15 protein-coding genes are annotated in these 14,619 nt (G+C 39.6%); 2 read left to right on the top strand and 13 right to left on the bottom strand.

The genetic code is table 11. From position 1 onward, the window contains the following. Positions 1–39 precede the first annotated feature (39 nt). The gene (locus L0B70_RS12860) at positions 40–1,482 is read left to right on the top strand and encodes a glycoside hydrolase family 30 beta sandwich domain-containing protein (RefSeq protein ID WP_235142175.1); all 1,443 of its coding nucleotides are present in this window, start codon (positions 40–42) and stop codon (positions 1,480–1,482) included. 63 nt (positions 1,483–1,545) lie between these two features. Here the strand turns inward: L0B70_RS12860 and L0B70_RS12855 are convergent, their stop codons facing one another. The 10 genes from L0B70_RS12855 to L0B70_RS12810 all read right to left on the bottom strand — a co-directional run bounded on the left by L0B70_RS12855 (position 1,546) and on the right by L0B70_RS12810 (position 11,535). Then, entirely contained in the window at positions 1,546–2,058 is a 513-nt protein-coding gene (locus L0B70_RS12855) for a hypothetical protein (protein WP_235142174.1), read from the bottom strand. Between the two features lie 499 nt (positions 2,059–2,557). Next, the gene (locus L0B70_RS12850; protein ID WP_235142173.1) at positions 2,558–4,360 is read right to left on the bottom strand and encodes a phospholipase D-like domain-containing protein; all 1,803 of its coding nucleotides are present in this window, start codon (positions 4,358–4,360) and stop codon (positions 2,558–2,560) included. A gap of 201 nt (positions 4,361–4,561) precedes the next feature. After that, entirely contained in the window at positions 4,562–4,990 is a 429-nt protein-coding gene (locus L0B70_RS12845; protein WP_235142172.1) for a DoxX family protein, read from the bottom strand. A gap of 62 nt (positions 4,991–5,052) precedes the next feature. Continuing rightward, complete coding sequence (gene era / locus L0B70_RS12840; RefSeq protein ID WP_235142171.1) at positions 5,053–5,928, bottom strand: GTPase Era; 876 nt, start codon at positions 5,926–5,928, stop codon at positions 5,053–5,055. A 69-nt stretch (positions 5,929–5,997) separates the two neighbouring features. Continuing rightward, the gene (locus tag L0B70_RS12835) at positions 5,998–6,765 is read right to left on the bottom strand and encodes a class I SAM-dependent methyltransferase (RefSeq protein WP_235142170.1); all 768 of its coding nucleotides are present in this window, start codon (positions 6,763–6,765) and stop codon (positions 5,998–6,000) included. 25 nt (positions 6,766–6,790) lie between these two features. Next, positions 6,791–7,600 carry a type I methionyl aminopeptidase gene (gene map / locus L0B70_RS12830; protein WP_235142169.1) on the bottom strand — a complete coding sequence of 270 codons (810 nt, stop codon included), beginning with the start codon at positions 7,598–7,600 and terminating at the stop codon, positions 6,791–6,793. Between the two features lie 43 nt (positions 7,601–7,643). After that, a complete protein-coding gene (locus L0B70_RS12825; RefSeq protein WP_235142168.1) occupies positions 7,644–8,075 on the bottom strand; it encodes a BT0820 family HAD-type phosphatase in 432 nt (143 codons plus the stop codon). A 93-nt stretch (positions 8,076–8,168) separates the two neighbouring features. After that, positions 8,169–9,146, bottom strand: a complete 978-nt coding sequence (locus L0B70_RS12820; protein ID WP_235142167.1) for an acyl-ACP desaturase — start codon at positions 9,144–9,146, stop codon at positions 8,169–8,171. Between the two features lie 265 nt (positions 9,147–9,411). Continuing rightward, positions 9,412–10,941 (bottom strand): 2,3-bisphosphoglycerate-independent phosphoglycerate mutase, encoded by a 1,530-nt coding sequence (gpmI, locus tag L0B70_RS12815; RefSeq protein WP_235142166.1) that lies wholly within the window; start codon positions 10,939–10,941, stop codon positions 9,412–9,414. Between the two features lie 78 nt (positions 10,942–11,019). Continuing rightward, positions 11,020–11,535, bottom strand: coding sequence for a GNAT family N-acetyltransferase (locus L0B70_RS12810; RefSeq protein WP_235142165.1), 516 nt, complete (start codon positions 11,533–11,535; stop codon positions 11,020–11,022). A gap of 104 nt (positions 11,536–11,639) precedes the next feature. Here L0B70_RS12810 and L0B70_RS12805 point away from each other — a divergent pair, with 104 nt between their 5' ends. Further along, a complete protein-coding gene (locus L0B70_RS12805; protein WP_235142164.1) occupies positions 11,640–12,329 on the top strand; it encodes an NAD-dependent deacylase in 690 nt (229 codons plus the stop codon). Positions 12,330–12,476: 147 nt separating this feature from the next. On the opposite strand, the gene L0B70_RS12800 is transcribed toward L0B70_RS12805, so the two are convergent. From L0B70_RS12800 to L0B70_RS12790, 3 genes are read right to left on the bottom strand one after another with little or no spacing between them, the layout of a single operon-like run. Continuing rightward, on the bottom strand, positions 12,477–13,121 hold the full coding sequence (locus L0B70_RS12800; RefSeq protein WP_235142163.1) for a response regulator transcription factor: 645 nt from the start codon (positions 13,119–13,121) through the stop codon (positions 12,477–12,479). 5 nt (positions 13,122–13,126) lie between these two features. After that, entirely contained in the window at positions 13,127–13,900 is a 774-nt protein-coding gene (locus L0B70_RS12795) for a sensor histidine kinase (RefSeq protein WP_235142162.1), read from the bottom strand. Positions 13,901–13,907: 7 nt separating this feature from the next. Continuing rightward, positions 13,908–14,561 carry a hypothetical protein gene (locus L0B70_RS12790; RefSeq protein WP_235142161.1) on the bottom strand — a complete coding sequence of 218 codons (654 nt, stop codon included), beginning with the start codon at positions 14,559–14,561 and terminating at the stop codon, positions 13,908–13,910. Positions 14,562–14,619: the final 58 nt, after the last annotated feature.

The following is a 14,619-nucleotide window of genomic DNA, read 5'->3' as shown; positions in this document are numbered from 1 at the left end:
AAAATTGTGGGCTTCTAAAAAATAAATAAATAAAAAAATATGAAAAAAAGTATTATAGCAGGAATTTTCCTGAGCACTTTGGTTAGTGTGCAAGCCCAGAATTACTGGAAAAATAAAGTGGGAACTACTGGAAAAGTAATTTTAACGAACGCCAAAACGGGCGAAAAATTCGCGGATAAAGGTAAGGCACAGTTTGCAGAATTTATACAACCAAAAGAAACGGATGTCTGCGTATTTATCGATCCGGATTTTAAATATCAAAAGCTGATCGGTATCGGTGGCGCCATCACGGATGCGTCGGCTGAAACTTTTTATAAGCTACCGAAAAATAAACAGCAGGAGATAATGGAAGCCTACTACGGAAAAACAGGGATCGGATATAATTTGGTGCGGACGAATATGAATTCCTGCGATTTTTCCAGCGATACCTATACCTACGTGAAAGAGGGTGATGTGGACCTGAAAACATATGACATTTCGCACGATGAAAAGTATAAAATCCCCATGATAAAAGCCGCGCAGCAAATGATAGGAGCGGATAAATTTCTTTTTTACTTTTCGCCCTGGAGTCCGCCGGCCTGGATGAAATCGAACAAAAGCATGCTGAAAGGAGGTCGTCTTTTGGATGAATATTACCAACCGTGGGCAAATTACTATGTTAGGTTTATTCAGGAATATGAAAAGCGCGGAATACCGGTTTGGGGTCTAACGATCCAAAACGAGCCCATGGCCACGCAAACATGGGAATCCTGTATTTATACGGCAGATGAAGAAGCTAAATTTTTGCGCGAAAATTTAGGACCAACCTTGTGGAAAAATAATTATAAAGATAAAAAAGTAATTATTTGGGATCATAACCGGGATTTAATGTACCAACGCGCCACAACTACTTTGCAGGATCCCGAAACAGCAAAATATGCCTCCGGAATTGGGTATCACTGGTACGAAACCTGGACGAAAAGCAAACCTCTCTTCAATAACATAGCGGAAACGTCGCGGGCTTTCCCGGATAAATTTTTAATCTTCACCGAAGGCTGCAAAGAACAGTTTGATTTTACAAAAATCGATGAAGTTAGCCTGGGCGAATTGTACGGACGCAACATGATCAACGATTTTAATAACGGAACTTCAGCCTGGACGGACTGGAATGTGCTGCTGGACCAAACCGGTGGACCAAACCACGTGAAAAATTTCTGTTTTGCACCCATCATTGCGGATACCAGAACGGGAGAAGTGCATTATACCTACGAATATTATTACATTGGTCATCTCTCGAAATATATTAAAACCAACGCACAGAGAATTGGCTCCACAAGCAACCGGGATTATATTTTATCCACAACATTTATGAACGAAAACGGGCAACTGGTAAGTGTGGTGATGAACGAAAGTGATAACGATGCCGACGTAAATTTATGGATCGAAGGCCAATCGGCAAAACTTCTGTCGCCGGCACATTCTATACAAACAGTCTTATTGTAATTTAAATTTTTCATGACAAGGAAAGAGCAGCCAGATTTGACTGCTCTTTTTTATGGATAAGTTTTATTTACGTGTAAAATTTTTCTCAAAATCTTTACAGTCTGCCTGTTTCAGAACGCGGCCGTTGTAGGTAAGTTTCGCGGTATTTTCATACATGTCCCGATTTCCCTGAACTTTGTGTTCTCCAATTCCTTCGATGAGATTTCCCTCTTTTTTAAGGAAATATATTTCGCGGTCGGACGTCATGCCTTCGGATTGAAAAGTGTAATTCAATTTAAGCGTATCGCCGTTTTGGGTGCCAACAACCTCGCCAACTGAACTGTCTTTTTCGAAATTCTTGTAGCGCAGTTTCCCCGTAATTGTTCCCAGATTATCGTCCAGCGAAACAAAAACAGAATCTTTCCCCGTCGCTTCCAGATAACAGGTTTGTAAGGTTGACGATTCGATTGGTTCGGCGTTTTCAGGCACCACAACGGAATCGGGTGGAGTTGTTTGAATGTCGGTTATTTGGGTGGATTTTTTTTCGCAGTTTACGAACGCAAGGGCTGTAAAAGCGGCTAAAATGTAATTTTTCATTGGTTCTGAAAGTTTTTAGGTGAACTCAAATTTAAGATTTTTTACTTAAAACAATCAACGTGTTGATTAATGGGCCTTTTGCGCAATACTAAACATCTTTGAAAGAGACTGATTTTTAGTTATATAGTTGAATAAATTGTACGTTCTGCCAAAAAAGAGTGACCTCAACAGACTGCGTTCAATAGCAAAAACTTAATTTCTACGCTAAATATAAATTTGAAATCGCTGAGATCTACAATAAAATTATTTCGGATGGTGAAATTTTCTTTTTAAATTTTCAGTTTCAAATTATTTATTTTAGCGGCAGACTGAAGATCGCTCATAATTTAGGGTAAAAATATATATGGCGGTATGTCAAAGAAAGGAAGCTTTAGAAAAGAAAAATTCTTGAGGAAAGAACGGCTTTATGAAGGGTAAGATCTCAGTAATATCAATTATAAAAAAGTCCTATAATTTATATTATGTTAAATTAGATTTGTTTTCCGAAATCTTTTCTTCTTTATTTTCTAATGTACAGCTTACGCTGGCGGCACTTTAGATCCTCCTCATTCAGCCATGAATCGTACCATTTCTTTTTTTGTTCCAGAGAATCCAGGTGAAGTTTAACCGATGCATCTGTTTTTGTATTGCGCCAATGAAAATGATCGACAAGCCGCAGCGCTTCAATCGCGAAAACTCTAACAATATCTTTATCAAAAATTTCGAGCAGATTATCACCGTTTTTTTGTTCCGGCCCGAAAGCCAGATTACTGCTGCCACAATATACAACGGGATTTTTTCCTTTAAAATTAACCACGATAAATTTATGATGAATCGCGTAACCATCGATATTCGGAACCTGGCCAAAAGGTTCCGGCAGATTATTTTCGATACCTCTAGCAGCAACCCGAATGCCTTTCTTTGAATTAGGTTTATAGAGAAAAATCGCGAAATCTTCGTCATTTTTTCCAATCGTGTCCGTAATTCCGTACGTAAAAACGTTTTCATTTTCTATTTGTTTGCGCACCGAAGCCAAAATACTGCCGGCGCTGCGGTCGTTCATAAGCGCAAATAAAATGTCGGTCGTATCGCTTTTGCAGATGGACGCGCTAATTCGGTCAAAGATTCTTGTGGCGTCCTCTTTGGCGTGTGGCGCAAATGTTACCGTCATTTTTGGTGAGCTCACCGTTTTCGAGAATTCGTTATCGTTCGCCGATAAATTACTTCCTTTAAAGTTTTTCATCTTTTCGGGTCCAAAAGACTCGTCGAAAACATCTGAATACAATTTTGCAATTTTGGCATTCTTAAAAATAATAACGTGATTGCTGTTCACATAAAGTCCGTTCGTGGAAAAATTTGCCGAACCTGTAAGCACTTTTTTAGCGACGCCGGATCTTAGCTGGATCATAATCTTGCTGTGTGCTAAGGCGCTGTAGTGCCCGCGTCTTAGGGTTTCGGGATTACCGCTTTTCAGATATTCCGTTTCGAAAAGGGTTTCCCAGGCGTCGCTTTCCGTGTGACCTTTTGAATTATCCAGAATCATCATCAGGCGGTTCTCTTTTGCCAGAAGCAACAGCCGTTTGCATATTTCGGGTTCGTCCAGATCGAAGGCAAAAACTTTTAGGCTCAATTTTTTATCGTTTATGGTTTCGTCGAGAAAATCCAGAATTCGCCTCCTGGTCTGCCACCCCAACCATTCATGCTGCTCTCTAAAGGTATAGGGAACCTGTTCGTAGCGGTGCTTCTTATCGTTCCAACGTCTTGCGGTGCCTGCAATCTGTGTATTGTCGAAGAGCAGCGAATCGTTTAATTTTGGTCTCACCGCATTGTTGGTACGGCTGAATCTCGTGGCGTACGCCACAGAAGAAACAAAACCTCGCGTAAAACCGACTGCCGCTTTCTTTTCAATATAAGGCTTTACCGGAATTTCAATTTCTACGGACAATTTGGGATCTAAAGCTAAGAGTTTTCCGTCTCGGATATATCTTGGTGTGACGGTGTAAACATAAACGCCGAAAATGGCTTTTTGCGTGTTGATATCGGTGTTCGGAACGTGAACCCAGTTAAATTTTTGAATGGGAGAATACAGCGTGGAATTTTCATCGTTGTCTGGGATCGCATTGTTGCTGATAAATTCCTCGTTGAAAGTCAAGCGGTTGTAAAGAAACTGACCTACAGAATTCCCTTCTTTGCAGCGGAAAAAAAGCGTAAATCCTGCGAGGTTTTCCGCCAACTGCGGAATTACATCGAAAGCCAAAAGTGTGATGGCATCGCCTCTGTAAGCGCGCACCGAAACACCATTTTTCGTTTTAAAATTTTCCATGGTTAAAGGTTTTATTTTTCAAAATAAAAGTATCTACATTTCAACGGAAATTCAGTCGTCTTTTCACGGTATTTTAATTTTATAAGTGCAGAAATTTTTCATTTTAGATTTTTATATGAAGATCTTTCCACCAGAAAATAATGGCACAAAAAAAGCAGTAAAAAATTTACTGCTTTATTGATCTGATTAAGTGATTCGTTTTTACCAGCGGGATTCACGTCTTTTACCGATCATCTGGTCAATTGAATATCTTCCGGGTCCAAATGCGAAAAGAATTGAATAGATGCAAAGATAAAGAAGACTTTTCTCTCTGGTTTCAAAAGGATCGGCACTGTGAACAACGAGTCCTGCAACCGCCATGGCGATTACTAAAAACAGCACTGCAAAGCGCGTGAAAAGTCCTAAAATGATAAAAATAGAACACACAAATTCCGCGAAAACGGCTAAAATTAAACTGGTTTGCTGCCCCATTCCCAGGAAATCATAGAATTCGATAGCTTCGCCCGAAAATAAGTGCTGAAGTTTTGGGAAACCGTGCGAGAGCATTGCAAAACTCACGAAAATGCGAATAACAAGAATAACAATATCAACAATTAAAGGATTACTTTTGGTTGATGTAAAATAATTCATGAAATATTTTTTATGAAATTTAACAAAAATTCTTAATAGAACGTAATTTTTTGTTGATTAGTTTAACTGTAACCGAAATTCTTTAGATCTCTGTCGTTTTTGCGCCAATCTTTTTTCACTTTCACAAAAAGGTTGAGATGGATTTTCTTGGAAAAGAATTTTTCCAGGTCAATTCGCGCTTCTGTCCCGACTTTTTTAATGGCGTCCCCCTTGTGTCCAATGATGATGCCTTTTTGGGTATCGCGCTCCACGTAGATCACGGAGTCGATAAAAATAATTCCGTCAGTTTCTTTAAAAACTTCCGTAACGACTTCCACAGAATATGGAATTTCTTTTTCATAGTTCAACAGAATTTTCTCGCGAATGGCTTCATTCACAAAAAACCGTTCGGGCTTGTCTGTGTATTGATCTTTGTCGTAATACGGCGGATTTTCGGACAGCAATGATTTTAATTTGGGTAGAATAACATCGGTGTTAAAACCCTTCAATGCAGAAATAGGCAGAATTTCTGCTTTCGGAATCCGTTCGTGCCACAACTCCATTGTTTTCTCCAAATCTGCCTGGTTGGATTCGTCAATTTTATTCACGAGAATCAGGACTGGAACGGGAATTTTATTTAGTTTCTCGACCAAAAATTCGAAAGGTTCCGTACGGTCTAAAATATCAACAATAAAAAGAAAAACATCCGCGTCCTGCAAAGAATCTTTCACATAATCCATCATTTTTTCCTGCAGTCCGTATTTCGGATCCAAAACGCCGGGCGTATCGGAGAAAACGATCTGCAAATCTTCTTCGTTATAAATTCCGAAAATGCGGTGACGTGTGGTTTGCGCTTTCTGCGTAACAATGGCTAATTTCTCGCCCATCAATTGGTTGAGAAGTGTAGATTTACCGGCGTTCGGCTTCCCTACGATATTTACAAATCCTGCTTTATGCATTCTTAAAAAGGTTCAAAGTTTAAAATTCAATATTGAAAGTAGCGCAAAGATAGTGAATAAAACACTTCGCTATTTCTTCGTGACAACGGGCAAAATCTCATTTTCGATCAAACCATATTTGTGGATGAGCTCTTTGGGAAATTTCTTCGAATAAAAGTTAATATCAACGTCGAAGCCCACACTTTTCAGACGGTCGAAATAATCCATTCCGTACCAGCGGACGTGATCGTACTGACCGAAATGTTTCTGCCGCTCTTTCGGATCTTTAATTGAAAAATCTTCGTAGGTTTTTTCCAGAGAATTTTTCATCGGCACCTGAAAAATTCCCCATCCGCCGTTTTTCAGCACGCGGTAAAGTTCGCTCATGGCTTTCCGGTCGTCCTCAATATGTTCCAGAACGTGGTTGCAGAAGATAATATCGAAACTTTCCTCCGCAAAAGGCAGCGCTAAAATGTCGGCTTTCACATCAACGATGGGAGAATATAAATCCGCCGAAATGTATTCCAGATTTTTCATCTTTTTAAATTTCCGCAGAAATTCCTGCTCCGGCGCGATATGTAAAACCTTGTAATTTTTTGTGAAGAAATCAGTTTCATTCTGAAGGTACAGCCACATCTGGCGATGCCTTTCCAAACTTAAAGTTCCCGGCGATAGGGCATTCAAGCGTTGTTTTCCGTAACCGTAGGGCAAAAATTTCCGGTAGGACTTACCGTCGATGGGATCTGTAAAATTGTCGCCTTTAAAAAACTGAACGATTAAAGGACGCGCCAAAATACTCGCTTTAATTAAAAGAGGTCGGGGAATTTTGTTGAGGATAAATTTGGTGACGTTTTTCAAATAGTAGGTTTTTTGGGAACGCTTCTTAAAAATCCAGCGTAAAAGGTTTTTCCTCGTCGCTGACGATTCCCAAAGCGTCATAAATATACTGAAAGGTCGAAAGTAAAACCGGTTTTCCGTTGATGATGCAAACATCGTGTTCGAAATGTGCGGAAGGCGAATTATCCAGCGAAGTCACCGTCCAGCCGTCACTGTGAAATTTCACTTTTTCTGTGCCTAAATTCACCATTGGCTCGATCGCGAGAACAATGCCGTCTTTCAGCACTTTGCCACTGCCCTTTCTACCATAGTTTGGAACTTGAGGATCTTCGTGCATTTTTCGGCCTAAGCCGTGACCTACCAGTTCGCGAACGACGCCATAGCCATGTTTTTCGCAATATTCCTGAATGGCGTAAGAAATGTCTCCTACTCTTTTTCCGCGGACACACTGCTCAATGCCTTTGTATAAAGATTCTTTTGTGACTTTGAGTAATTTTTTAGTTTCGGGCGCTACTTCTCCGACTTCAAAAGAATAGGCGTGATCGCCGTAAAAACCGTTCATATAAACGCCGCAATCCACGGAAAGGATGTCGCCTTCTTCCAAAGGTTTTTCATTCGGGATTCCATGAACAACTTCTGCGTTAGGAGAAATACAGAGGTTCTTAGGGAAACCGTACATTCCCAAAAAGGCCGGCTCACCGCCGTGGTCGCGGATAAATTCGCCACCCAAATTATCGAGATGTAAAGTGGTGACGCCAGGTTTTATTTCCTTCGCGATCATTCCCAAAGTTTTAGAAACCAACTGGGCACTTTCGCGCATCAAGCGAAGTTCGTCGAGTGTTTTTAATATAATCATGAATTGATATCGCGTTAAATATTTTTAAATTTTAAAGAAAGATCTACCAAAAAAGGCCTTTTTTCTTATCTTTTTTCATTTTCGAATAAGCCAAAACTTCCGTGCCTTCCACGCGAAATTCAATGCGGTCTGTAATGATATTATAAATTTCTCCCCAGCCTGGAAAGCCGCCAAGGTTTCGGTCGTCGATAAAAAGGTCCGCATCAATTTTTCGGGAAGCGTCGGCGGGGTCGAAAACTTCTCCTTCAAAACTGGAATTCACCGCATAAAATTCTACGCCATTTTTTTTACAAAACTCTACGGCCTCATCCAAGGTTTTACCGTGGCGGTACGTCCAAAGAATCAAACGATACCCTTCCGACTGCAACTTTTTTAAAGTTTCGAAGGCAAAAGTTTTGGGTTTGCCAATGCCGGGATAGGCATCATCAACAACAGTACCGTCGAAATCGATGGCCAGTTTTTTATTGCTTTTCATTATGTGTAATTTCAGTTTTGCAAAGATAATAAAATAAAAGAGCGGTTGAAAACTTCAACCACCCTCGTAAAATATAATTTTATGTATTGGACCTTAAGATTTAATCCATTTGAACTGGTGCTCCAGATCCGGTGTTGCAATCCTGTCCGTAATTTTCTGTAGTCTTCCGGGAAGTTTCATTAAATATTCCTGTGCTTTCTCGGCTTTCTCATTTAGACCTGTGATATGTTCAATTTTCCAATCTCCCAACAATTCACTTAAAATGTTGATATAATCGTAACCTGTATAGACCATGGCTCTTTGTGCCGCATCGGAAAAATGAGACCAGAGTTCGCCGGCTTTTTGGCCGGACTCGCGCATTAAATGTGCAGGCATAACAATTTTCTTACGCATCATATCTTCAAATGCGAGCATCATTTCGGAAGGATCGACCTCAAAAATTCTTGTAACGAAGTGTTTGTAGGCTTTGGCGTGGCGGGCTTCATCGGCAGCAATCATTCCGCACATTTTCGCTAATTTTGTATTTCCGGTCTGTTTTGCTAAAGATCCTACCCTTCTGTGCGAAACGTTGGTGGCCGTTTCCTGAAAACTTGTATAAACAAAGTTTCGGTACGGATCCATGGTCGTTCCAATATCCAAACCATCCTGAATTAAATATTGAGTGGTAATTTCAACTTCCCGCATATCTACTCTACCACAGAGGTAAAGGTATTTGTTGAGCAAATCTCCGTGGCGGTTTTCCTCGGCCGTCCAGCTTCGGATCCACTGTGCCCAGCCGGACCCTTCTTCAACGTTTACGCCGTCGATACCCATAAGCCAGGATTCGTACGTAGGTAAAGCTTCTTCGGTTATACAGTCGCCAATTAAAGTTACGAAAAGATCGTAATCCATTTCTCTTGCATAGGTTTGCAGTTCTTCAACGTCATATTTAAACTCGTTAGAGGAAGGATCCGGTAGAAAATCGGTAGGTTGCCAAATTTTTTCAACAGGGGTTAGATATGATGAAATGAAGTCATTTACTTCTGTTCCCAGATTTCTCATTACCTCAAGTCTTACTAATTTATTGTACATCTTTACTTTTTATTTTGAATAGCAAAGATAACATAAAATAGTATTTGATGCATAAGTAACCGTGTAAAAAGTATGAAAGCAAAGTAAAACTTGTATTTAACGCACAACTAAAATCAGTCAGTATATTATTAATATGATGTATAATTTCAGGTGTTATAATATTATTTATATGAAAAAGAGCTTTCCCAAGAAAATGGTCTGCTTTTATAAATAAAAAAACGACAGACTATGGCTGCCGTTTTGGTTGATTATTTTGTGTCGAAATTTAGCTTACTAAAACATCGCCGGTCATGATTTCGGGTATTTCAATGTTCATTACTTTTAAGATGGTGGGTGCTATATCGCCCAGTTTGCCGGGTTTTAAATTCCACGTGTGGTCTTTGTCCATCACAATTAACGGAACCAAATTCGTAGAATGCTGCGTGTTTGGGCTTCCGTCCGGATTAATCATAACATCCGAATTTCCGTGATCGGCTAAAATAAAAACCGCATAATTATGCTCATAAGCCGCAGTCGCAACTTTCTCAATACATTGATCTACGGTTTCCGCTGCTTTTACTGCCGCCGAAAAAACGCCCGTGTGGCCCACCATATCTGTATTGGCAAAATTTAAAACGATAAAGTCTGCAGTTTCGTTTTGGATCTCCGGAAGAATTTTTTCGGTAATGTCGTACGCCGACATCTCGGGTTTGAAATCATACGTGAGAACGTCTTTTGGACTCGGACAGAGCAGCCGTCTTTCGCCGACAAATTCATTTTCTCTCCCGCCGGAAAAGAAAAAGGTAACGTGCGGATATTTTTCCGTTTCAGCAACCCGGATCTGCGTTCTGCCATTTTTTTCCAAAACCTCGCCCATTGTACCCTGCAGAATATTCTCATCAAAAACAACACGAACATTTTTAAAAGTCTTGTCAAAATTCGTCATTGTAACATAATAAAGATTCAGATGGGTCATTCCGTATTCCGGCAGGTCGGATTGGGAAAGCACTTCCGTAATCTCTCGCCCGCGGTCTGTGCGGAAATTAAAACAAAAGACCACATCATAATTTTCGATTCTGGCGACCGGCAAATTGCTTTCTTTCACGCAAATCAATGGTCTTAGGAATTCGTCGGTAATATCGTTTTCGTAGGACTTTTCGATGGAGGCTAAAATATCACCCGTCGATTCGCCCAAACCATTTACCATAGCGTCGTACGCCAATTTAATACGTTCCCAACGTTTGTCGCGGTCCATCGCGTAATATCTGCCCACAACGGTCGCCAACTTTCCTGTGGTGACTGCCATATGATCGAGAAGTTCCCGTATAAATCCGCGTCCCGAATGAGGATCACAGTCGCGTCCATCGGTAAAAGCATGAACGAAAACATTATCCTGCAAACCATTTTCATGAGCAGCGCTCAAAAGACCTTTCAAATGGTTAATGTGAGAATGCACGCCGCCGTCGGAAACCAGCCCGATAAAATGAACCTTCTTTTTATTTTTTACTGCGTAATCAAAGGCTTCTGTAATAACATTTTCTTTACCTAAAGTTGCGTTTTCTACGGCTATATTAAGTTTTACGAGATTTTGATAAACCACTCTGCCCGCGCCTAAATTCATGTGTCCGACTTCCGAATTGCCCATTTGTCCAAAGGGTAAACCCACGGCTATTCCGCTTGCTTCGAGCGTTGTGTGCGGAAAATTGACAAAACAAGAATCTATAAATGGCGTGTTGGCCTGTGCGATAGCGGAAACTTTAGAATCTGTACCTAATCCCCATCCATCGAGAATAGCTAAGATGGCTTTTTTTGACATTGTAATAATTTTTATTTACACAAATTTAGTGAATTAGACCTGAAAAGACCGTGAAATCCGGTTTTAATTAAGGGTTTTTCAATCTTGAACAAGAATCTTTTGAAATGCTTTTCGGGCGCTGCCGCGAAAATAAACTTCGCCACAGTAAGTATAATTAAGTTTGTCCAGAATTTTCAGCATGGCAAAATTGTCGAAATTCGTATCAACTTTAATACTAAACACATTTTCGGACTTTGCCACCGTTTCAATCATTTCAAATAACTTTGTTGCTAATCCTTTCCCTATAAATTTTTCCGAAACGGCTACGCGGTGAACGACCACGTAGGAATCTTCGTTAAGCCATCTCCCTTCCAGATTTTCGTAGGCGGGTTCAATATCGAAAATGATGGCAGCGTAACCTGCAATTTCGCCGTCACATTCCAGAACGTAACCCACTTCATCTTTCAGATCAGTTTTAACCGTATCGCTATTGGGATAACCATCCTGCCATTGACGGCTCCCTTCATTTCTGCGTCTGCTTATGGCGTCTAGAAGTATTTGCCAGATGGTTTCGCGATCGTTTTGGTGGGCTTTTCTTAAACTATATTCGCTCATTTTTGAAGTATTTCAAATATTTTATGCTACAAATTAAATAAGATTTTTCAGAATCAAATAAGGAAAAGAGCGATTTTAATTTTGTATTTTTAAAAAAAAATGAAATGAAGAAGAAACTTGTCGTTTTTTCCGGTGCCGGCATTTCTGCGGAAAGCGGCGTAAAAACCTTCAGAGATTCAAACGGTTTGTGGGAAAATCATAAAATTGAAGAAGTGGCGAGTCCCGAAGGTTTTGCGCGGGATCCCAAAAAAGTTTTGGATTTTTATAATGCGCGCAGACGACAGCTGAAAGAAGTTCGACCCAATGAAGCTCATCTGATTTTGGCGGAATTGGAAGCGTATTTCGACGTCACTATTATTACGCAAAACGTAGATGATCTTCATGAAAAAGCCGGCTCTAACACAATCATTCACCTTCATGGTGAACTGAAAAAAGCGCGGCCCGTCAATTCAGATTCACAAATAATTCCGTGGGAGGACGATTTAAATTTAGGAGATGTCAATTTTGAAGGCATTCAACTTCGGCCACACATTGTATGGTTTGGCGAAGTGGTAACAGAGATGGAGAAAGCCATCGTGGTGGCGGAAACGGCTGATGTTTTTCTTGTAGTTGGCACTTCGATGCAGGTTTATCCCGCTGCCGGCCTCATTCAATATATACCCAAACACTGTAAGGTTTTCGTCATTGATCCGGACCTCGAAAACCGTTTTACTCAAAAAGAAAACTTTTTCCAGACCTCTGCTACCGAGGGAATGCGAAAGTTAAAAACAATTTTACTGAAAGAGGAATACTGAAGTCAATCAAACTTAAAAAATTTGAGATTTGAGCAAAAAAAGACCGGTTAAAAACCGGTTCTTCTTTTTTTCATTATTTGTGTGTGTGTTTACCGGACAAAAGTAATTGTAAAAACAGAGCGATGAAAGCGTTAAATCACCCTATTTTTAAGATAAATTATTTTTGATGGCAAAGAGCACAATTCCGACGCGCGTTTTTACATTCAGTTTCACAAAAACAGAATCTCTGTAGCCATCGATGGTTCTTGGGCTTAAGAACATTTGGTCGGCGATTTCTCTATAGGTAAGTTCAGAGCAGGCCAGTTTGATGAATTCCAATTCGCGTTCTTTCAATGTTTCGTGAAGTTCATTCATAAACTTTTCTTCGGTCTTAATTTTCAGTAGACTTTGCGTAACCAAATCGGTATAAAAAATTCCTTTCTTGTGTACGATATCGATGGCATCAAATAAAATATCGGGCGACATGTCTTTCAATAAATAGCCTTTTGCTCCGGCGCGTAACATTTTAATGATGGTCGATTCATTATCTTCCATGGTTAAGGCGATCACTTTCAGGTTGGGAAACTCTTTGGTAATTTCTTCGGTAGTTTCGATTCCGTTTTTAATGGGCATATTGATGTCCATCAAAATTACATCGGGCGGCACTTCTGTATTTCGGAGCTGGTCTAAAAAATCCTGCCCGTTGAAACAGTTCATGATGACCTCAAAATTGGGATTAAACGAAATCATATTTTCCAGGGCCTTCGAAACCAACTTATGATCATCTACAATAGCGATTTTTATTTTTTCCATAGTTATCATTTGTTATATGTGATCAGTACATTGGTCCCCTTGTTTTCGGAAGATTTTATCTGAAAATCGGCGTTAATGATTTTTGCGCGGCTTGCCATGTTTTTTAAGCCACTACCGTCTTCATCAATGTTCGTATCAAAACCAATTCCGCGGTCGTTAATTTCAATTTTTACCTGAGCTTCTTCGTCCTTTACAATTAATTCCAAACAGTGAGATTTGGAATGCTTGATGACGTTATTAATACATTCCTGAACAATTCTGAAAAGAATGAGTGCATGCGTGGAATGTATCTGAACGTCATGATCAATAATTTTATAATTAACTTCCATTAACCGAAGCCTCTTGATCCGGAAGATTTCTCTTTCCAGAGATTCTATAAAGCCAAAATGCGCAACCTGTTCGGTGATGAAGACTTTGGATAAATTTCGGATATCCTGAATGCACTCTCCGATCAAAAGGTTGATCTCTCTGGCAATCGCCTCTTTTTCAGCCTCGCCCGCAAGGGCGATCTTATTCGTCATCAAACGGGCTACAGACAGCTTTTGTCCGAGATCGTCGTGAAGCTCCTGCCCAACATAATTAAGCGTTTGTTCTTTAATCTCGACCTGCGAATTTGCAAGCTCCTGTTCAAAGGTAGTTTCTTTTATTTTTTGAGTCAGTAAAAGTTCGGATTTTTTTTTGATAAAAACGCCATAAATTGCAATCATCATCAGAACTACAATTAAAATGATGAATGTACTTAGAATAATTAAAAAATCTGTTTCTGAAAAATTCATCATTCCAAAATTAGGTGTCTTTTTTTGCTTTGAAAATTCCGACAAGCAAAATGCTGTAACCGGCAAAATTCACAAAAAAAAGAATGGCAAAAAAGATATTCAGATTCATGAGGTAGGCGGCGGTATTGCTTACAATAAGCAAAGGCAGAACCCCGAGATAAGTCACCAGTAAACTAAGGCAAACCCAAACAGGAAAGTAGGTACCCAAAGACAAAATTTTATCCGAATTAAAAGTCTGCGAGATCACCAGGTAAATACTTCCGGTGATTAAAATGACCTCCACAAAATAGCTGAAAAAGGGGAATGTTGTAAAAAAATCGTCAACCAACAGTGCAGAAACCATATAATTGAAGAGGAAGATTGCAATAATCAAAAGGTTGGCCCGCTTCAGTTTTTTGGAAATTAAAATCTTTTGAAAGTATAGAAAAAACAGAAGAAAAACAATTAGGTTTATACCAATAACATACAACAAAGAAGAATTATACATTGTTTTCGAGAGCCGTTTTAGCGTACAGAAAACTTCGATAATTGTTAACACACCAATTGCTGCAATAAAATAATCGGTGCCTTTTTCTAATTTTTTTCTTTTTGAAATAAGAAAAATAAAAGAAAGAATCATTAAAACAACGACCAGAATTCCTGCTAATTCTCGATTCCAGACCATCTTTACTGCTAATAAGGAGGGGTAATATTCATATAATTTAAGTCTGGAATTTCGCCCA

This window comes from Kaistella sp. 97-N-M2 (assembly GCF_021513235.1).
GTDB lineage: Bacteria > Bacteroidota > Bacteroidia > Flavobacteriales > Weeksellaceae > Kaistella.
This window is presented reverse-complemented; position numbering and strand designations above follow the sequence as displayed.